General features: G+C 68.6%; 17 protein-coding genes. 10 read left to right on the top strand and 7 right to left on the bottom strand.

Annotated elements, in window-relative coordinates; all coding sequences use genetic code 11:
* Positions 1-95: 95 nt before the first annotated feature.
* On the top strand, positions 96-1,031 hold the full coding sequence (gene phnD / locus KNN16_RS09205; protein ID WP_303896514.1) for a phosphate/phosphite/phosphonate ABC transporter substrate-binding protein: 936 nt from the start codon (positions 96-98) through the stop codon (positions 1,029-1,031).
* Positions 1,032-1,046: 15 nt separating this feature from the next.
* Here phnD and KNN16_RS09200 read toward each other — a convergent pair whose 3' ends face one another.
* From KNN16_RS09200 to KNN16_RS09190, 3 genes are read right to left on the bottom strand one after another with little or no spacing between them, the layout of a single operon-like run.
* The gene (locus KNN16_RS09200; RefSeq protein ID WP_299283782.1) at positions 1,047-1,922 is read right to left on the bottom strand and encodes a patatin-like phospholipase family protein; all 876 of its coding nucleotides are present in this window, start codon (positions 1,920-1,922) and stop codon (positions 1,047-1,049) included.
* 12 nt (positions 1,923-1,934) lie between these two features.
* Positions 1,935-3,302: a dihydropyrimidinase gene (gene hydA / locus KNN16_RS09195; protein WP_299283780.1), complete on the bottom strand. Its 1,368-nt coding sequence runs from the start codon at positions 3,300-3,302 to the stop codon at positions 1,935-1,937.
* A gap of 18 nt (positions 3,303-3,320) precedes the next feature.
* Positions 3,321-4,052 (bottom strand): DUF554 domain-containing protein, encoded by a 732-nt coding sequence (locus tag KNN16_RS09190; RefSeq protein WP_299283778.1) that lies wholly within the window; start codon positions 4,050-4,052, stop codon positions 3,321-3,323.
* 141 nt (positions 4,053-4,193) lie between these two features.
* Here KNN16_RS09190 and KNN16_RS09185 point away from each other — a divergent pair, with 141 nt between their 5' ends.
* The 6 genes from KNN16_RS09185 to KNN16_RS09160 all read left to right on the top strand — a co-directional run bounded on the left by KNN16_RS09185 (position 4,194) and on the right by KNN16_RS09160 (position 11,173).
* Positions 4,194-6,740 carry a DEAD/DEAH box helicase gene (locus tag KNN16_RS09185; RefSeq protein WP_303896511.1) on the top strand — a complete coding sequence of 849 codons (2,547 nt, stop codon included), beginning with the start codon at positions 4,194-4,196 and terminating at the stop codon, positions 6,738-6,740.
* Positions 6,741-7,299: 559 nt separating this feature from the next.
* Entirely contained in the window at positions 7,300-8,655 is a 1,356-nt protein-coding gene (locus KNN16_RS09180) for a nodulation protein NfeD (RefSeq protein WP_303896510.1), read from the top strand.
* A gap of 40 nt (positions 8,656-8,695) precedes the next feature.
* Positions 8,696-9,334 (top strand): response regulator transcription factor, encoded by a 639-nt coding sequence (locus KNN16_RS09175; RefSeq protein WP_303896508.1) that lies wholly within the window; start codon positions 8,696-8,698, stop codon positions 9,332-9,334.
* Complete coding sequence (locus KNN16_RS09170; RefSeq protein ID WP_299283770.1) at positions 9,331-10,218, top strand: PH domain-containing protein; 888 nt, start codon at positions 9,331-9,333, stop codon at positions 10,216-10,218. The genes KNN16_RS09175 and KNN16_RS09170 overlap by 4 nt, the downstream gene beginning before the upstream one ends.
* 42 nt (positions 10,219-10,260) lie before the next feature.
* Entirely contained in the window at positions 10,261-10,818 is a 558-nt protein-coding gene (gene dcd / locus KNN16_RS09165) for a dCTP deaminase (RefSeq protein WP_303896506.1), read from the top strand.
* 175 nt (positions 10,819-10,993) lie between these two features.
* The gene (locus KNN16_RS09160; protein ID WP_299283766.1) at positions 10,994-11,173 is read left to right on the top strand and encodes a hypothetical protein; all 180 of its coding nucleotides are present in this window, start codon (positions 10,994-10,996) and stop codon (positions 11,171-11,173) included.
* A 37-nt stretch (positions 11,174-11,210) separates the two neighbouring features.
* Here the strand turns inward: KNN16_RS09160 and KNN16_RS09155 are convergent, their stop codons facing one another.
* Both KNN16_RS09155 and KNN16_RS09150 read right to left on the bottom strand, forming a co-directional pair.
* Positions 11,211-12,530 (bottom strand): hypothetical protein, encoded by a 1,320-nt coding sequence (locus KNN16_RS09155; RefSeq protein ID WP_303896505.1) that lies wholly within the window; start codon positions 12,528-12,530, stop codon positions 11,211-11,213.
* Complete coding sequence (locus tag KNN16_RS09150) at positions 12,490-12,807, bottom strand: acylphosphatase (RefSeq protein ID WP_299283762.1); 318 nt, start codon at positions 12,805-12,807, stop codon at positions 12,490-12,492. Before KNN16_RS09150 ends, KNN16_RS09155 begins: the two co-directional genes overlap by 41 nt.
* 216 nt (positions 12,808-13,023) lie before the next feature.
* On the opposite strand from KNN16_RS09150, the gene KNN16_RS09145 reads away from it, so the two are divergent.
* From KNN16_RS09145 to KNN16_RS09135, 3 genes are read left to right on the top strand one after another with little or no spacing between them, the layout of a single operon-like run.
* Positions 13,024-14,064 (top strand): NAD(P)-dependent oxidoreductase, encoded by a 1,041-nt coding sequence (locus KNN16_RS09145; RefSeq protein WP_303896503.1) that lies wholly within the window; start codon positions 13,024-13,026, stop codon positions 14,062-14,064.
* Positions 14,065-14,082: 18 nt separating this feature from the next.
* Positions 14,083-15,108 (top strand): MBL fold metallo-hydrolase, encoded by a 1,026-nt coding sequence (locus KNN16_RS09140; protein WP_303896502.1) that lies wholly within the window; start codon positions 14,083-14,085, stop codon positions 15,106-15,108.
* 1 nt (position 15,109) lies between these two features.
* Positions 15,110-15,445: a hypothetical protein gene (locus tag KNN16_RS09135; RefSeq protein WP_303896501.1), complete on the top strand. Its 336-nt coding sequence runs from the start codon at positions 15,110-15,112 to the stop codon at positions 15,443-15,445.
* Here KNN16_RS09135 and KNN16_RS09130 read toward each other — a convergent pair.
* Both KNN16_RS09130 and KNN16_RS09125 read right to left on the bottom strand, forming a co-directional pair.
* Positions 15,347-17,380 carry an ATP-binding protein gene (locus tag KNN16_RS09130; RefSeq protein ID WP_303896500.1) on the bottom strand — a complete coding sequence of 678 codons (2,034 nt, stop codon included), beginning with the start codon at positions 17,378-17,380 and terminating at the stop codon, positions 15,347-15,349. The two genes, KNN16_RS09135 and KNN16_RS09130, sit on opposite strands and share 99 nt — an antisense overlap.
* Positions 17,381-17,490: 110 nt before the next feature.
* Positions 17,491-18,258 carry a fumarylacetoacetate hydrolase family protein gene (locus KNN16_RS09125; RefSeq protein WP_299283753.1) on the bottom strand — a complete coding sequence of 256 codons (768 nt, stop codon included), beginning with the start codon at positions 18,256-18,258 and terminating at the stop codon, positions 17,491-17,493.
* Positions 18,259-18,290 lie beyond the last annotated feature (32 nt).

The raw sequence follows: 18,290 nt of genomic DNA, 5'->3' as shown, positions 1-18,290 counted from the left end.
TGCGGAGGAAGCGGAGCCGTAGCTCCGCCCGGCCGGGTTGCGGGTAGAATGGGCAAGGGATCGGAGGATCTGACCGGGTCTGCGCGAGGGAGCGGATGGGCATCGAGAGGCTCTGCAGGGCTTTCCGCTGGGGGCTTGTGGCTCTGTCCCTCTGGCTGGGGGCTTGCGGAGGGGCGGCTGAGCCCATGCCCTATGTGGATTTCAATCGGCGGGCGCCGCTGGCGACCCCGCGACGCACCGGAGTGGTCCCGCTGCGGGTGGGCATCGCCGCCGTTCTCTCGCCCCAGAGCTCTGCGGAGGCTTATCAGGCGCTGCTTCAATATCTCTCCCATCGCTTGAACCGCCCGGTGGAGAGGGTCCAGCGCCGCGATTATCGGGACATGAACGCGGCCATCGCCCGTGGGGAGGTGGACATCGCTTTCATCTGCACGTGGGCCTATGTGATCGGTCAGCGGGAGCACGGATTCCGGCTGCTGGCCGTGCCGGTGGTGAACGGGAAGCCCACGTATCAGTCCTGGGTGATCGTGCGGGCGGACCTCCCGATCTACCGGATGGAGGATCTGCGGGGGCGCGTTTTCGCTTTCGTGGATCCGCTGTCCAACACCGGCTATCTCTATCCCCGCTATCTCGTGCATCAATTGGGTGAGACGCCGGAGCGGTTCTTCCGGCGCACGTTTTTCACCTATGGGCATGACCGGGCGATCCGCGCGGTCGCTCAGGGGTTGGCCGATGGGGCGGCTGTCGACAGCCTGGTCTTTCAGTTCCTGCTGGAACGGGAGCCGGAGCTGGCCGGGAAGGTGCGGGTGATCGATCGCTCCCCCGAGTTTGGGGCGCCGCCGGTGGTGGCCGCCCCCCACCTGGCTCCCGTGCTTCAGGCGGAGATCCAGGCGCTCCTGCTGAGCGCCCATGAGGACCCGGAGGGCCAGCCGGCGCTTCGGGCCATCGGGGTGGAGCGTTTCGTGAAGGGGGACGACGCCTGGTATGAGGGGGTTCGTCGGCTGGAGGCCGCCATCGCGAGCGAGGAGCCCTGAGGGATCAGCGAGGCTTTATCCCTCCAGCCGATCCAGGATCGCCCGGGCGTCCGCTTCCCCCTGGGCGATGAGGGCGCGGGTCCCTGCCGGGTCATAGCGCAGGATGCGGGAGAGGGGCAGCGGCGCGGCCGGGGCCACCACGTGGCATCGGATCTCCCGATGGGTGGGCTTGAGGGGATGTCCCCGGCGCACCGCCTGGTTCACCGCCTCCAGCTGCCGGTAGTCGTTCTCGAAGGTGGCCAGGAGAGCCAGATCGAGGACGAGGGCGAGGGCCTGGAGGGGATGGCGGGGGAGAGGCCAGCCTCCCGCCTGTCCGGGCATGGGGGCCAGCAGCACCGCCACGATCTCGTCGGCGCCGGCCTCGATGGCCGCGTTCAACGGCGTGTTGGCCATCACCGCTCCGTCCCAGAACACGCTGCGCTCCACCGGCGTGGCCGGATAGACGTAAGGGATGCTGCAGCTGGCGAGCAGGTGCTCCGGCCCGATGCGAACCGCGAGGGCCTTGGGGACGGGGCGGCTGGCGAAGACCACCGGGCATCCCCGGCGGAGGTCCGTGGCCAGCACCAGCAGCACCCGCGGGTTGTCGGGGTCGTTCAGGCGCTCGAAGTCGATGTGCCGGCGAAGGGTGGCCCGAAGGGGTTCGGTGGTGAACAGGCTCCGCCAGACCCGCAGATGGGGGCGGTGGACGTGATGGGATCGCAGGCCCAGCCAGAACTCCACCAGTCGCTCCGCGGTCCAGCCCGCCGCCAGGGCGGCGGCGTTCACGGCGCCGATGGAGGTGCCCACCAGGATCTCCGGGATCCATCCGGCGCGGTAAAGGGCGCGGATGACCCCCACCTCGTAGGCGCCCCGCCCGCCGCCGCCGGAGAGCACCAGCGCGCGCTTTCCCAATGGGAGCCTCCTTCAGGGTCGGGTGGTAAAGGGAGCGGCCGGGAGGAAGCGGCCCCATCCCGGCGTCCCCCGGAAGGCCCCGTCCTCCACGACGATCTGGCCCCGCACGATCACCGTGCGCACCCGTCCCCGCACCCGCCAGCCCTCATAGGGGGTGTAGCCGGCGATGGAATGCAGGCGAGCGGCGGAGAGGGTCTCCTCCGGCTCCGGGTCATAGATCACCAGGTCGGCGTCGGCCCCCGGCTGCAGGGCGCCTTTCCGGGGGTAAAGCCCGAAGAGCTTCGCCGGGCCGGTGGCGCACAGGCGCACCAAATCCGGCCATCCGATGCGCCCCTCGGCGACGCCGTAGGTGTAAAGCAACGGCAGCATGGTCTCCAGCCCCGGCAGCCCGCCGGGGGTGGTGAGGAAAGATCCCGTGGCGGTCTTCTGGCTTAAGGCGTAATCGCAGTGATCGGTTCCGATGGCCGCGATCCAGCCCCGGTGCAGGCGCTCCCACAGCCCGGCCCGCTCGGCGGCCGGGCGCAGCGGAGGCTGGAGGATATACCACTCCGGGTGAGGGCCCTCGTAAGCGGTCTCGTCGAGGAGCAGATACTGAGGACAGGTCTCGGCGAAGGCGGGCTGCCCCCGCAGGGCAGCCTCGTGCACCAGATCCACGGAGCGGGCGGTGGAACAGTGGACGATGTAGACGGGGGCGCGGGCCTCGGCGGCCAGGAAGAGGACGCGGTGGACGGCCTCGATCTCCGCCAGGGGCGGCCGGGAGCGGCCGTGCTCCCGCAGGCCGGTGCGCCCCGCTGCCTTCAGCTGCTCAGCGGCTTCGGTCACCAGGGCGTCGTTCTCGCAGTGGACCATAGTGATCAGCCCCATGGCGCCCGCCGCTCGCATCACCCGCAACAGGGTGGCGTCATCGGCGTAGTAGTTCGGCCGGTAGGTGGTGTAGAGTTTGATGCCCGCCACCCCCTGTTCCACCAGCTTTCCCAGCTCCCCCTCCCGGCCCGGCGGGAGATCGGTGACCATCATATGGAGGGCGTAGTCCACCGCCGCCTTCTCCCGGGCTTCCTCCAGGCGGGCGGCCAGGGCGTCCTCGAAGCGTTGCCCCCGGAACTGAGTGGCGAAGTCGATCACGGTGGTGATCCCGCCGAAGGCAGCCGCCCGCGTTCCGATCCACCAATCATCGTCCGTGCGGTAGATCCCGGTGTCCAGAGCGATGTGAACGTGGGGGTCCACCAGGCCGGGGAGCACATACGCGCCGCCGGCGTCCACCACCGGCTCGCCGGGGTAGGGAGCCAGATCCCCGATGGCGGCGATCCGTTCTCCTTCGATCCGGATCTCCGCCCGCAACATCCCCTCCGCGGTCACCAGGGTTCCGTTTCGGATCAACATCGGGATTCCTCCCGTATCTCAAGGGGTGAGGGGGATCCCCAGGCGGACCAGCAGGGCGTTGAGGGTCGGGGCGAGGGCGACCAGGACGGGAGCGATGAACAGGCCGGGGAGGAAGCTGGCTACCCGCACCCGCTTGAGGTCGAGCAGTAGCAATCCGATGCCCAGGATCATGGTTCCGCCCACTGCCGTCATCTCGGTGATCATGGCCTCGGTGAGGACCGCTTTCACCAACCCGGCTCCCAGGGTGAGGGCGCCCTGGTAGATCAGCACCGTCAGGGCGGCGAACATCACGCCGATCCCGAGGGAGGCGCTGAAGGCCAGGGAGGCAAAGCCGTCCAGGGTGGCTTTGATGGCCAGCAGCGTGTAGTTGCCGGTGAGGCCGTCCTGGATGGAGCCCAGGATGGTCATAGGACCGACGCAGAAGACCAGGCTGGCGGTGACGAAGCCTTTGACGAAGGCGCTGCCTTCCCCGCTGTGGCCGGAGACGCGGGTCTCGAGGGAACGTCCCAGGGCCTGCAGCCGTTCCTCTAAGCCCAGCAGCTCCCCGATGACCCCGCCCAGCAGCAGCGAGGCCAGCATCAGCAGCGGGTTCCGGGTCTGGAGGGCCATGCTCATCCCGATGACCAGGGTCATCAGGCCCAGGCCGCTCAGCACCGTCTGGCGGATGCGCTCAGGGAGACGGCTGCCCACCAGCAGGCCGGCGCCGCTCCCGGCCACCACCGTCGCCACGTTGATCAGCGTCCCCACCATCGCGGCTGCCCCTCCGGGTTCGGAACGATGGACGGCCGTCAACCCCGACGGCCGTTTTCCCCAAGGATACCGGAATCCCCCCTCGAAGGCATAATGGAAAAGGAGAGGGCGATCCCAACCATCCGTTGCGTCCGGGGAGGGATGTGGTCCGCTATGGGTAGGGGCGATCACGCGCTGGCGCGCCTGCTGCAGCGCTGGCGAGAGGATCCTTCCTTTCGCCGGCATGTGGCGGCATGGGCTCGGGCGCCCGCCCGGCAGGCCCGTGAAGTCCCGATCCCGGCGGATCTCCACCCCCGCTGTCAGGATGCGCTGCGGCGACAGGGGATCCAGGCGCTGTTCACCCATCAGGCGGAAGCGTATCGGGCGGCCCGTCAAGGGGCCCACGTGGCCCTCTTCACCGGAACGGCCTCCGGGAAGACCCTGGCCTTTCTGCTCCCCATCTTTCAGGCGCTCTGCGAGGACCCGCGGACCACGGCCCTCTTTTTGTATCCCACTAAGGCTTTAGCGCACGATCAGCGCGCGGTCCTGCGCGCCTGGCTCTCCGCCCTGGAGCTCCCGGTGGCCGCCCTGCCTTACGATGGGGACACGCCGGCCGAGACGCGACGTCTCGTCCGGGAGCGGGGACGCCTGATCCTGACCAACCCCGACATGCTGCACATGGGGATCCTGCCGCAGCATCCCCGCTGGGCGGATTTCCTGCGGCATCTGCGCTTTGTGGTGATCGATGAGGCCCACGTCTACCGGGGGGTGTTCGGCAGCCACGTGGCGAACGTGTTGCGACGGCTGCGGCGCCTGGCCCGGGCTTACGGCGCGGCGCCCCAGTTCCTCCTGGCCTCCGCCACCGTCGCCAACGGCCCCGAGCTGGCCGAAGGGCTGGTGGAAGCCCCGGTCCACATCGTGGAGGACGACGGTTCCCCTTCCGGCGAGCGCCACTTCATCCTGTATCGCCCCCCGCTGCTTGACGCCGCCACCGGCCTGCGCCAGAGCGCCCTGACCGCCGCTGCCGGGTTGATCCTCACCCTCCTGGAGCATGGGATCTCCACCATCGCCTTCGCCCGGTCCCGCATGGCAGTGGAGCGGCTGTTGCGCATCGTGCGGGAGGCCTGGAGCGAACGAGGTGGGGATCCCGGGGAGGTGCGGGGATATCGCGGCGGATACCTTCCGGAGGAGCGCCGGGAGATCGAGGGAGGGCTGCGGGAGGGGCGGATCCGCGCGGTGATCGCCACCAACGCCCTGGAGCTGGGGATTGACATCGGCGCCCTGCAGGCCTGCGTGATGGTCGGCTACCCGGGGAGCATCGCCTCGGTCCGTCAGCAGGCGGGACGGGCCGGCCGCCGCACGCCCCTGAGCGTGGCCCTCCTGGTGCTCACCGCCACGCCGCTGGACGAATATCTGGCCGCCCATCCCGAATTCCTGTTCCGGAGGTCTCCCGAAGCCGTTCGCTTCGATCCGGACAATCTGCTGATCCTCACGGATCACCTGCGTTGCGCCGCCTTCGAGTGGCCCCTGGGGCCCGACGAGCCCTTCGCCCGCACTCTGGACACCGTCTGGATCGTGGAGCGGATGATGGCGGAGGGGGAGCCGCTCTACCGCAACCCCACGGACGGACGGGTGTATTTCCGGGCGGACCGCTACCCGGCCCAGGAGATCAACCTGCGCACCACCACAGGGGAGCGTGTGCACATCCGCCTCGCGGGGCCGGGCGGTCGGGTGATCGGGGAGGTGGACCGCCCTTCCGCGCCCATCCTGGTCCACCCGGGGGCGGTCTACCTGCACGAGGGAACCGCTTACCGGATCCTCACGGTGGATTGGTCGCGCGGGGAGGCCCTCGCGGAGCCGTTTGAGGGGGATGAGTTCACCGAGCCCATCGTGGAAGCGCGCTGGGCGCTCGATCAGGAGCACGCCCGGCGGGAGGCGCCGTGGGCCGTCGGGGCGTGGGGGGAGGTGACGATCACCCGGCGGGTGGTCGGATACCGACGCCGGCGATGGCCCAGCGGGGAGCTCATCGGATGGGAGGAGGTGGAGACCCCTGAGGAAGCGCTCCCGACCACGGCCTGGTGGCTGGCGTTGCGCCCCGCCCTCGTGGAGGCCCTGCGCGCCGAGGGCGTGTGGATCGGACCGCTGGATTATGGGCCGGAATGGGAGGCCATCCGTCGGGCCATCCGAGCCCGGGACGGCTACCGGTGCCGGGTGTGCGGGGCGCCGGAGCTTCCGGGCCAGGCCCACGATGTCCATCACCTTCGTCCGTTGCGAACCTTCCGGGATCGGGCGGAGGCCCATGCCCCGGAGAACCTGATCACGGTGTGCCGGCGCTGCCACCGGCGTCTGGAGGAGATGCAAGGGACCCGCAGCGCCCTCTCCGGGCTGGGGGATCTCCTCCATCACCTGGCCCCTGTCTTCCTGATGAGCGATCCGGCGGATCTGAGCCTCCTGGTGGATCCGGAGGGCCGCCTCACGGGAGGCCCCACCCTGCTGCTCTATGAAAACGTGCCGGGGGGTGTCGGCTTCGCCGAGCATCTCTACACCGTCCAGCCTTTTCTCCTTCAGGCGGCGCGCGAGGTGCTCCAGCGCTGCCCGTGCGAACGGGGATGCCCGGCCTGCGTGGGTCCCCCGGGGGAGATGATCGATCTCAAAGGGGAAACCCGTCGTTTGCTGGAGCGCCTGCTGGAGGGAGCGCGCGCGGAATGAAGCATCTGTTCTTCCGAATATAGGCACAGACCGATGGAATGCCATAGAATGAGCCATGGGATCTGTTCCGGCGGAAGCGGCCTTTGCCGTGACCCTTGCAGGATCGAGGACAAGAGTTCGGGGTGAAATCTCCGCCCATGGTAGGCCGAAATGAATTTCGGCCCGCGCCTTGCCATCCATCGGAAGCAGGATCGGCTTTCGCCGCGACCCTTACGGGATCGAGGAAAGGGGGGTTGGGATTGAAGGCTCTTGCTTCAGGGATGATCGCTGTTGCCATGGGGACAGCGGTTCGGGGCTGAAGCCCCCCTTACGGGAGATCGACGGTTGTAGGATCGGCTTTCGCCGCGACCATGCTGTCCCGAAGACGGAGGTTCGGGGCTGAAGCCCCTCCTACAGGAGGATCGATGTTGGGTAGGAGCGGCTTTCGCCGCGACCTTGCTGTCTCGAAAACGGAGGTCGGGGCTGAAGCCCCTCCTACCCTTCAGCCGTGACCTGTTTGCTTGGGGGGTCCCCTACGGCAGGACCGATCCGGTCGGGCCGGAACCGGAAAGGAGCTTCGATGCGTGGATGGCGCTGGATAGGGTGGTTGGGGGTTTGGATGCTTCTGCTGGGAGCCGGGGGCGTGGAGGCGGACGCCGCTCCCCGGGTGGTGTGGTTGCGGGTGGAGGGGGCGCTGACCCCGGTGGTGGCGGATTACTTGCGGCGGGGGATCGAGGTCGCTCAGGATCAGGGGGCGGAGGCGCTGGTGCTGCAGCTCAACACCCCGGGCGGAGAGGTCAACCTCACCCTGCGCCTGGTCTCCATGATCCGGGAGAGTCCGGTGCCGGTGATCGTCTACGTCGCCCCGCGGGGGGCCATCGCGGGGTCCGCCGGGACGCTGGTGACCCTGGCCGGGCACCTGGCGTGGATGGCTCCGGAGACGGCCATCGGGGCCGCCTCCCCCGTCGGCGGCCAGGGGGAGGATCTTCCCCAGACCCTCAGCCAGAAGGTCAAAGAGATCCTGAAAGCCCAGGTCCGCAGCCTGGCGGAGCGACGCGGCCCGGATGCCGTGCGACTGGCGGAGGCCGCGGTGGAATCGGCGAAGGCGGTGAGCGCCCGGGAGGCCCTGGAGGCCGGCCTCATCGATGGGATCGCGGAGAGCCCTGAGGACCTGCTCCGCCAGCTGGACGGCCGAACGGTGCGGGTGTCGGGCGGATCGCGCACCCTGCGCACCCAGGGGGCGGTCATTGTGCCCTTGCCGATGAACATCGTGGAGGAGATCCTCCACCGTCTGGTGGATCCGAACGTCGCCCTCATCCTGCTGGCCATCGGCGTGCAGGCCATCCTGATCGAGCTGTCGAACCCCGGCGGGTGGGTGGCCGGGTTCATCGGGGTGGTGTGCCTGCTCCTGGCGGCCTACGGGATCGGGGTGCTGCCGGTCAACTGGCTGGGGCTGCTGCTCATCGCCGTGGCCATCGTCCTGTTCATCCTGGACATCAAGGCGTCCACCCACGGCGCCCTGACGGCGGCGGGGACGGCGACGTTCATCGCGGGGGCCCTGGTGCTGTTCGCCCCGGTCGCCCGTTCGCCCTTCCCACCGCTCTCCCCCTGGGTCGCCGGCGGCACCGGGCTGGCCATGGCGGGCTTCTTCGGCTTCATCGTGGCGAAGGCCCTCCAGGCTCAGCGCCGCCCCAGCGTCATGGGCGTGGAGGCGCTGATCGGGCGCATCGGGGAGGCGCGCACCGATCTCAACCCCGTTGGGATGGTGCACGTAGCCGGCGAATTGTGGACGGCGGAGAGCGAAGCGGGTATGATACCGGCCGGCACGCCCGTCCAGGTGAGTGGGGTGGAGGGCCTCCGGCTGCGGGTGCGGAAATGGACGCCTCCCGCGACTTCGTCAGAGCGCCCGGCGGCACCGGACGGGCGTCCGGCATAATGGGGATTCCCGTCGAGGGGAGACTCCGGGGATGGAGGGGATGGATCGCCTGCGGGTGCTGATCATCCATCCGGATCTGGAGCTGGGGGAGCGTTTGCTCCAGAGCGCCCTGCAGGTGGGATATCGCGCGCATTACGCGCCGGATTTGCGGGGAGGGCTGGCGCTGATCGCCCGCGCCGTCCCCGACGTCATCGTGGCGGATCGGGAGTGGCTGGAGCGCAACGGCCGCGGGCTGTTCAACGCCCTGCGGGGATGCTCCCCCCTTCCCCTGATCTGCCCCGTGGAGGACGCGGCGGCGGATCCGATCTGGGAGCGCCTGGCCCGGGCGTGGCGGGCCTTCCAGACCTGGACCGGCGGCGAGGTGGTGCAGGTGGGGCCGCTGATCATCGACCAGGGTCGCAAGCGGGTGATCTGGCGCGGCCGGCCGGTGCAGCTCCCTCCTCTGCAGTTTAAGATCCTCACCGTGCTGGCCCGGCGCGCCGGCCAGGTGGTTTCCCATGCGGATCTGGTGCGGGAGGTCTGGGGGATCGAGACGGATGACCCGGAGGCTCGGGAGCTCCTGAAAGTGCACATCCGCCAGATCCGCAAGCGCCTGGGCCTGGACCCGGAGCGGGGGGAGGTGCTGGTCTCGGTGCGCGGGTTCGGTTACATGCTGACCCCGCCGGAGGGACAGGGATGACCGAACGGCCGGACCGGCGGCGCGGGCTGCGGGTCGGCATCCTGCTGGAAGGCCTCCTCGGGCTGATCGCCCTGGCCGGGATCCTCTTCACCCTCTCCCGTCCGCCCTCGCCGGAAGTGGCGGCGGCGTCCACGGGGGCCGGGTTGGCCCTGCTGGGAGCCGTCATGATCGGCTACGTCCTGCGGGGTCTCCATTCCGCCCGGTATTATCTGGATCGCAACGGCCTGATCCTGACCTGGTGGCCGGCGGTTCACATCATCCCCATGCACGCCATCCAGGACCTGCGCCCGGCTCCGACGCATCCCGGGGCGGTGCGGGGCTGGCGCGGCATCCGCTGGCCGGGCCTCTACACCGGCCACGCGTGGGCCGTGGAGGAGAACCGTCCCGTCCTCTTCTTCGCCACCGAGGATCTTCCCCGGCAGCTCTGGGTGATCACGGAGGCGGCCATCTATGCCATCTCACCGGCTCAGCCTCAGGCCTTCATCGACGCTTTCCGGGAGCGGGCGGCGATGAAGCCCACCCAGCGTCTGGAGCAGACGACGGTCTTCCCCGGATGGCGGCAACGGGCCTTCTGGTCGGATCGGGCGGCGTGGGCGCTCATCGGCCTCGGGGCCCTCGTCCTCTGGGGGATGTGGCTCTGGCTCTGCATGCGGTTCCCGGGCTTGCCGCCCCGGATCCCTCTGGAAGGGTCTGCCAACGCTCTACTGACCTCCTCCCTCCATCTGGTCCGGCTCCCCGGGCTGGGAGCCCTGATCTGGGCCCTCCATGGGGTCCTGGGGTTTCTGGTGCATGAGCGCGAGCGGCCCGCGGCCTACGGGCTGTGGCTGGTCGGGCTGATGGTTCAGGGGTTGCTGCTGGGCGCCATGCTTCAGATCCTCCGATAAGGGAGGGGAAGCGCTTCATCCCACGCGCGAGGAGGACGCCCGATGGGCCTGAAGTCCGATCGCTGGATCCGCGAGATGGCCCTGAAGCATCGTATGATCGAGCCCTTCGAGGAATCCCAGGTGCGGCCCGGGGTGATCTCCTACGGGCTTTCCTCTTACGGTTACGACATCCGGGTCGCAGACGAGTTCAAGGTTTTCACCGACGTTTACAGCACCATTGTGGACCCCAAGAACTTCGACCCCCGCTCGTTTGTGGACGTGCGAGGGGAAGTCTGCGTCATCCCCCCCAACTCCTTCGCCCTGGCCCGCAGCGTCGAGTATTTCCGGATCCCCCGGAACGTCCTGGTGGTGTGTGTGGGGAAGTCCACTTACGCCCGCTGCGGGATCATCGTGAACGTCACCCCCCTGGAGCCGGAGTGGGAGGGGTATCTCACCCTGGAGATCAGCAACACTACGCCGCTGCCGGCGAAGATCTACGCCTACGAGGGGATCGCTCAGGTCCTGTTCTTCGAGGCGGACGAGGTCTGCGAGCGATCTTACAAGGAGCGAGGCGGACGGTATCAGAACCAGCGGGGGATCACCATCCCGCGGGTGCGGTGAGCCGGGGTGTGTCCCAATTTTGTCGGGCCTGGCTACTTTGTAGGACAACTGCTCGCAGTTGTCTTACGATCTTGGGACATGTCCGTGAGCCGGCCTGTCTTGACGAAGGGGAAGCCCCGCGACATACTTTGGGGATGGATTCTTTCCGCGCGGAGCTCAGCCGGAGGAGGGAACGATGGCCAAGGGAGGCAAGAAGACCCAGCAGGAGGAGAAGAAGGTCGAGCAGACGGCGGATCACGTGACGCGCCGCGTTTGCTATCGGTGCGGCCAGCCCATCCGTCTCAGCGAGCTGCTCCCGGTCAAGGACGGGCTGCGCAACCGCATGCGCTACTATCACAAGAAGTGCTTCGCCTGAGGTGGACGGGGCGGCCTCAAGGAAGGGGCCGCCCTTCTCACTCCTCCCCGATCAGCTCCAGCTCGGAGAACATCACCGAGTAATTGTGCCCCGAGGCGTAGATGCGCAGCCGGGTCAGGGTAGCCGGGGGAGCGCCGGCGGCTCGCAGGATCTCCATCAGGTTCCCCGAATCGAAGGTATACCACTCCCCCAGGGGCACCCGGATGTGCGGGTTCAGCGGGGGCGGGCAGATCTGCGGCAGGCAGCTCCCCGGGGTCTGGGGCGTGATCTCCCCCACGGCATAGAACCCCTGCAGCCACTGGCGATCGTTGCCGTTGAGATCCTTGTATTCCAGCCGGATCATCAGCGGGCACTCCGTCCCCACCACCCCGCACACCGCCACATCCTGGAACAGGATCTTCAGGCTGATGTGCAGCTGCAACGACCGGAAGTCCCGCACGTCCTGGTTGAGGACGATGAAGACGCCGGTCTGGGCGTGGTCAAAGCCGGAGCGGGTGATGGACAGGGCCCGGCGCCCCGCCTCGGCGGTGGAGGCGACGTTCCCCCCGCTCTCTCCCGGCTGCTTCACAAAGGTGAAGATGGCCCACTGATTGGGAGGAACCAGCTCCTCAACGCTCCGCTCCGGGAGGGGCGCCCCGAAGAGATCCGGCAGCATGCTCCGGCCCGCCCCCAGAGGCCCCTCCACCCGCCCATCCAGGCCGATCCGCGCCCGCTGGTCGCTGCGCAGCTCTTGCGCCTGGGTGGAGCCCTGAACCCGCGCCCGCCCTGCGCGCACGGTGAAATCCGTCCGATCGTTTTGCACCTCCACCGCCAGGGTCCCGGAGAGCACCGTCGCCTGCCCGTGGGGCGTCTGAACGATCAGCTCCACCTCCCGGGGGCTCTCCAGGCGGGTGATGCGAGCCCGGCCGCTCCGGACATAGAAGACAAGGCGGGCCGGCTCCGGGCTGATCCCAAACCGGGGGTAGCGGGCGCGCCGCACCTCGATCTGGGTGTTGGGGTAGATTTGGACCATCGCCAGCTCCTGCCCCGGCCCGGAGGGCGCCGCGAACATCGCCAGGCCCTGGGACTGGGCGTCGGTCACCAGGAGATCCCCCTCCCGGAGGCGGGGATAGGGGTTGCCCGGGGGAACGGCCACCGGCTCCCCGCCCGGATGCTCCAGGCGGAGGATCCCCGTGAGGGCCGCCGCCCGGGCCGGCGTCCCCACGTGAGAAGTGCGCAGATAGGTGATCACCTGCCAGGGGATCAGGACGGCGAGGGCCACACAGGCGGTGAAGGAGAGCAACAGGACCGCCCATGCCAGGCGCTGGATCTGACGCTCAGTCCACCTCGTAGCGGATGCGAAATCCCCGGAACTCACCGGTGGGTTTCTCCCAGTAGGTTTCCACGTAATCCACCCGCGCGGCCGGAGGCCCCTGCCGCAGGAAGTCGAGCAATGCCTCCACAGCGGGACGGGGCCCCTCCGCCACCACCTCCACCGTTCCATCCGAGCGATTGGCCACCCAGCCGCTCAAGCCCAGGGCTTCCGCCCGCAACCGGGTGTAATACCGGAAGTTCACCCCCTGGACGATCCCATGGACAATGGCGTGGAGCCGAACCGGATCCTCCATCCCGGGCTTCCGCTCCGCTCGTGTCATGGGCGATCACCTCCTCAACGCGCTCTCTATTTTAACGGATCCCCCGGAAGGCGTCGCCCCCGCCCTCTCCGGGTCCGAAAGAGCTCACGGCTCGGAGGACCGGAGAGCCCGCGGGCGATCCTCCGGATTGCCCCTTCCCGGCTTCCGATGATATGGTGGGAGGGGTCCCCGCGGGATGGGGCCTTAAGAATCTTTCACGGAGCGCAAGGAGGTCGGATGCGGGTGCTGATCACGGGAGGCGCGGGCTTCTTCGGCTTCCACATGGCCAACAAGCTGATCCAGCACGGCCACGAGGTCCGCCTGCTGGACATCGCGGATTACATCGAGGAGGACTACATCGGCCCGGTGGAGTTCCATAAGGGGGACGTGCGGGACCGGAAGGTGGTGGATCGGGTCATGCACGGCGTGGACGCGGTCATCCACGCCGCCGCGGCGTTGCCCCTCTGGCCCCGTCGGGAGATCTTCTCTGTGAACGTGGAGGGCACCCGGACCGTTCTGGAGAGCGCCCAGGCTCACGGGGTGCCGCGGGTGGTCTTCATCTCCTCCACCGCGGTCTACGGCATCCCCCGCAAGCATCCCATCCTGGAAGACGATCCGCTCCAGGGCGTGGGGCCTTACGGGGAAAGCAAGATCCAGGCCGAGCGGATTTGTCAGTCCTTCCGGGAGCGCGGGCTGACGGTCACCGTGATCCGGCCCAAGACCTTCATCGGGCCCGGCCGCCTGGGCGTCTTCCAGATCCTGTTCGACTGGGTGGAGCGGGGCAAGCCCATCCCCATCATCGGCAGCGGCAGGAACCGCTACCAGTTGCTCGATGTGGATGATCTGACCGATGCGATCGTCCTGGCCCTCACGGTCCCGGCGGAGCAGGCCAACGACACGTTCAACATCGGCGCGGAGCGCTTCGGCACGGTGCGGGAGGATGTGCAGGCCCTGTGCGACCACGCGGGCACCGGGGCGCGGGTCTGGCCGCTGCCCGCCCGGCCGGTTAAGGCGGCCCTCGCGCTTTTCGAAGCGCTCCACCTCTCGCCGCTCTATCGCTGGGTCTACGGGACCGCTGACAAGGACTCCTTCGTGGCCATCGATCGGGCGAAGGCGAAGCTGGGCTGGCGTCCCCGCTACAGCAACGCGGAGTCCCTCATCCGAACTTACGAATGGTATCGGGCCCATCAGGCGGAGCTCGCCGGCAAGGTCGGCGTCACCCACCGGGTCGCCTGGGACCAGGGGATCCTGCGGGTGATCCGGGATCTGCTGCCCTGAAAAGGTGGGAGGGAGGCGATGCAGGGACCATGGGAGGAGCGAGAGGGGGTGCTGCGCTACCGCACCGGGGGCGGAGTGGAGCTCTACCGCCTTCCGGTGCGACTGTTCCCCGAGCTGGACGGATATGTCTATCTGGTCCTGGCGGACTCCCACCGCATCCTGGTGGACACGGGCTCAGGGCTGCCGGAAAGCCAGGCGGATCTGATCCGGGGCTTCGAGGTCGTGCGGGATCGTTACAGGCGCCCGGTGGGGTTCGAGGACCTGACGGCCATTCTGATCACCCATGGGCACATCGATCACTTCGGAGGGTTGAACTTCGTCCGCCAGCGGAGCGCTGCCCCCGTGTTCATCCACGAGCTGGATCGCCGGGTGCTGGCCAACTTTCCGGAGCGCCTGATCACCGTCGCCCGGGAGATCCGTGGCTTCCTGAGCCATGCCGGGGTCTCCCCGCAACGACAGTCCGTCCTGCTGAGCATGTATCTCGACATGAAATCGATGTTCCAGTCCACCCCGGTGGAGGGATGCCTGGACGACGGCCAGCGCCTCTTCGGGTTCATCGAGGTGCATCACACCCCGGGGCATTGCCCGGGGCAGGTCTGCCTGCGCATCGAGGAGGTCCTGCTGACCTCCGACCACATCCTGGCCCACACCACGCCCCATCAGGCCCCGGAGCGGATCACCCGCTACACCGGCCTGGGCCATTACCTGGACTCCCTGCGCCGGATCGCCGCGCTGCCGGGCATCGCCCTCGCCTTCGGCGGGCATGAGGAGCCCATCCTCGACCTCTACGGGCGGGTTGCGGCCATCGAGCGGTTCCACCGGCAGCGCCTGGAGCGCGTGCTGGAGATCTGCCGCGAGCCCAGGACCATCGCCGAGATCTCGTGGGCCCTCTTCGGCCGACAATACGGTTATGGGGTGTTGCTGGCCCTCCTGGAGGCCGGCGCCCACGTGGAATATCTCTACGATCGAGGCTACCTGCAGGTGGAGAACCTGGACCAGCTGGAGCAGGATCCCAACGCGCCGGTCCGCTACCGGAGGCTGTAGGATGTTCCGCTGGCTCCACGTCGTCATCGCCTGGCTGATCATCGCCGCCGTGGCCGTCGTCCAGGAGCGATCCCGGGTTCTGGCCGGGATCCTGGCGGCGATGCCCCTGAGCATTCCTCTGGCGATGTGGATCGTCTATGCGGAGACCCGGGATCCGGCTCAGACGGCGCGCTTCACATGGGCGGCCTCCCTGGCCCTCATCGCCACACTGGCCTTTGTGCTGACGGCCGGGTGGCTGCTATCCCGTCGGGTTCCCTTCGGGTGGAGCCTGGCCGGCGGCTATGGGGTCTGGCTGGCTGTGCTGCTGCTCATGCGATGGCTCGGCGTGTTGCGGTGAGGCCTCCCGCGCTCGCCGGGGAGAAGGGGCGGGGGGAGCCTCGGGCCGACAGGGGAGCAGGACGGTGAAGGTGCTCCCCTTGCCCACCTCGCTCTCGGCCCACACCCGCCCCCCGTGACGCTCCACGATGGATTTCACAATGGCCAGCCCCAGGCCGGTCCCCTCCGTCGTTTCCCCCTCCCGTCGGACCCGATAAAACTTACTGAAGATGTGAGGCAGATCCGCAGGCGGGATCCCCACTCCGGTGTCGCTCACCTGCACCATGAGGTGGCCGTCCCGCTCCATGGCCCGGACCGTGATGCGCCCTCCGGGAGGCGTGTATTTGACCGCGTTGCTGAGCAGGTTCAGGAAAACCTGTTCTAGGCGCCGCGGATCTCCATACAGGGTCGGGAGGTCCGGGGGGATCTCCAGGACCAGGGCCTGGCCTTTCTCCTCGGCCTGGGGGCGGATGATCTGGATCGCCTCGTGGAGGATCTGGGCCGGCGAACAGCGCTCCATGGAGAGGGCGTGCCCGGACTCCAGGCGGGAGAGGTCCAGCAGGTTGTTCAGCAACTCGACGATGGTCCGCATCGCCCGCTCCACTTTCTCGACGAACTCCTGCTGGCGCGGGTTCAAGGGGCCCACGCGGGGCAACAGGCTGACATAGCCGCGGATCGTGGTCAGGGGCGTGCGGACATCATGGGAGACAATGGAGAGGAACTCGGATTTGATGCGATCCAGCTCCTTCAGATAGGTGATGTCCTGCATCACCACCACGTAGCCCACGCCCGCCACCGCGGTCAGGCTGGCCTGGAAGGTCAGGCGATCCGACAGGGTGATCTCCTGGCGGACGGTGTGGCCAGGGAGGGGCTTCCGATCGAACAGCGCGTGGAGCTCCTCATGGGCCACCACCGCCCGCAGGGGCCGGCCCATGGCCTCCGCCGGGAGGCCGAGGTGCTGCTGAGCGGAGCGGTTGAAGAGGATCAGGTTCTCCGCGAAATCCGTGACCAGCACCGGCTCCTCTATGCCCTGGAGGATGGCCTCCAGCTTCCCTTTCTCCGCCTGCATCGCCTCGAAGAGCCGCGCCTTCTCAATGGCCACGGCGGCGTAGTCCCCCAGCATGCGCAGGAGGTGGACGTCCGCCTCGGAGAAGCCGGCCTCCGAGAGGCGATGGACCACCCCGAGCACTCCCAGGGCGCGGCCATGGGCCTGCATGGGGACATACAGGAGCGCGCGCACGAGCACCCCGGTGTCCAGCTTGTGGAGGCCCGGGCCGAGCAGGATGGGGCGGCCGGTGCGGATGGCCCGGCCCGGGAGGCTGTCCGCCACCCGCAGGGTCGTGGGCGGGGCCGCCACCTCCGGCTCCGGGATCCGGCTGCGGTGCAGGTAAAGGCGAAGGACCTCGCCCGACTCGTCCAGCAGCCAGACGCTGCCCTCCTCCGCCCCCGTGAAATGGATGGCCGCCTCCACCATGGGCGGGAGGATCTCCTCCAGGCGCAGGGAGGCCGCCAGGGCCTGCCCCACCTCGTAGAGGACGCTGAGCTGCTGGAGCTGTCGTTGCAACCGCTCGACCAGCCCGAGGATCCGCCGGCGCTCCTGCACCCGGTCAAGGGTCTGCCGGAGCGCCTCCACCACCTCATCCGGATGGTCCGGGGCCAGCAGGAAATCGTGGACCCCTTGGCGAAGCCAGCGCACGATCTCCAGGGCGGGCAGGGGCGGACCGATGAGGATGAACCCCAGGGGGCGAGGACGCACCCGCTCCAGGAACGCCAGGGCCTCCGGCAGCCGCCAGTCCACCAGGACCACATCCGGCTGGAAGGCCTCTAAAGCGGCCTCCGCCTCCGGGATCGAGGGGACCTCTCGGAGCTCCACCCGGAGCGGTTCCCGGGCGGGCGCTCTCAGCGCCTCCCGCAAGGCTCCCATCTCGCCGACGACCAGCACGCGCGTCTCCCGCATCGCACCTCCTCGGATATCCAGCCGATCCCGAAGAAGCTCCCCGCTCCCGGCCTCAGGGTAATCCCAATGCCCGGCGCTGTCAAACCGCTTCCCAACCCCTGAGGGCCCGCTTAGCCCTGGACCGGGTTGCCGAGGACTCCGATGCCCGGGATTTCGACCTGGACCCAGTCGCCGGGGCGGAGGGGCCCCACCCCGGCCGGGGTGCCGGTCAGGATCACATCCCCGGGCTCCAGGGTCATCACGGCGGAGATATAAGCGATCAGCGTGGGGATGGAGAACACCATATCCCGGGCCTTCCCGTGCTGGCGGAGCTCCCCGTTCACCCGGCAGAGGATCTCCAGGTTCTGGATCTCCTCCGGGGAGAGGTCCGTTACGATCCAGGGGCCCAGGGGGCAGAACGTATCGAAGCCCTTGCTCCGGGTCCACTGGCCATCCCGTCGCTGGAGGTCCCGGGCGGTCACATCGTTCCCGCAGGTGACCCCGAGCACGTATTCCCAGGCCCGGTCCTCCGGGATGTCCTTCCCCCGGCGTCCGATGACCACGGCCAGCTCCGCTTCATGCTCCACCTGATGGGATTGGGGTGGGAGCCGGATGGGAGCGCCGGGCCCGATGACCGCGCTGGGCGGCTTCAGGAAGATCAGCGGCTCCGGAGGGACCTCCGCCTGGTGCTCCCGGGCGTGCTCGGCGTAATTGCGGCCCACGGCCACGATCTTGGAGGGGACGCAGGGCGCCAGCCAGGTCACGGCATCGATGGATCCGATCCGCGCGCCGCGACGGAACGTCCCCCGAAAGGGATCGCCGTCGAGGGCATACACCGCATCTTCCTCGACAATGACCCACCGCGCTCCCTCCGCGGTCTGCACCCGTCCGATGCGCATCGTGACCTCCCGGAAAGAAGATGGCTTCGTCT

It is taken from the genome of Thermoflexus hugenholtzii (assembly GCF_018771565.1).
GTDB lineage: Bacteria > Chloroflexota > Anaerolineae > Thermoflexales > Thermoflexaceae > Thermoflexus > Thermoflexus hugenholtzii_A.
Note: the sequence above shows the minus strand (reverse complement) of the source record. Positions and strands in the feature narration are given on the sequence as shown.

Excerpts from the sequence above, each read along its gene's own strand:
- KNN16_RS09160 (WP_299283766.1), top strand. The coding sequence starts at position 10,994 with ATGGCCAAGGGAGGCAAGAAGACCCAGCAGGAGGAGAAGAAGGTCGAG.
- KNN16_RS09180 (WP_303896510.1), top strand. The coding sequence starts at position 7,300 with ATGCGTGGATGGCGCTGGATAGGGTGGTTGGGGGTTTGGATGCTTCTG.
- KNN16_RS09185 (WP_303896511.1), top strand. The coding sequence starts at position 4,194 with ATGTGGTCCGCTATGGGTAGGGGCGATCACGCGCTGGCGCGCCTGCTG.
- KNN16_RS09150 (WP_299283762.1), bottom strand. The coding sequence starts at position 12,807 with ATGACACGAGCGGAGCGGAAGCCCGGGATGGAGGATCCGGTTCGGCTC.
- dcd (WP_303896506.1), top strand. The coding sequence starts at position 10,261 with ATGGGCCTGAAGTCCGATCGCTGGATCCGCGAGATGGCCCTGAAGCAT.
- KNN16_RS09170 (WP_299283770.1), top strand. The coding sequence starts at position 9,331 with ATGACCGAACGGCCGGACCGGCGGCGCGGGCTGCGGGTCGGCATCCTG.
- KNN16_RS09145 (WP_303896503.1), top strand. The coding sequence starts at position 13,024 with ATGCGGGTGCTGATCACGGGAGGCGCGGGCTTCTTCGGCTTCCACATG.
- KNN16_RS09130 (WP_303896500.1), bottom strand. The coding sequence starts at position 17,380 with ATGCGGGAGACGCGCGTGCTGGTCGTCGGCGAGATGGGAGCCTTGCGG.
- phnD (WP_303896514.1), top strand. The coding sequence starts at position 96 with ATGGGCATCGAGAGGCTCTGCAGGGCTTTCCGCTGGGGGCTTGTGGCT.
- KNN16_RS09175 (WP_303896508.1), top strand. The coding sequence starts at position 8,696 with ATGGATCGCCTGCGGGTGCTGATCATCCATCCGGATCTGGAGCTGGGG.
- KNN16_RS09135 (WP_303896501.1), top strand. The coding sequence starts at position 15,110 with ATGTTCCGCTGGCTCCACGTCGTCATCGCCTGGCTGATCATCGCCGCC.
- hydA (WP_299283780.1), bottom strand. The coding sequence starts at position 3,302 with ATGTTGATCCGAAACGGAACCCTGGTGACCGCGGAGGGGATGTTGCGG.
- KNN16_RS09140 (WP_303896502.1), top strand. The coding sequence starts at position 14,083 with ATGCAGGGACCATGGGAGGAGCGAGAGGGGGTGCTGCGCTACCGCACC.
- KNN16_RS09125 (WP_299283753.1), bottom strand. The coding sequence starts at position 18,258 with ATGCGCATCGGACGGGTGCAGACCGCGGAGGGAGCGCGGTGGGTCATT.
- KNN16_RS09190 (WP_299283778.1), bottom strand. The coding sequence starts at position 4,052 with ATGGTGGGGACGCTGATCAACGTGGCGACGGTGGTGGCCGGGAGCGGC.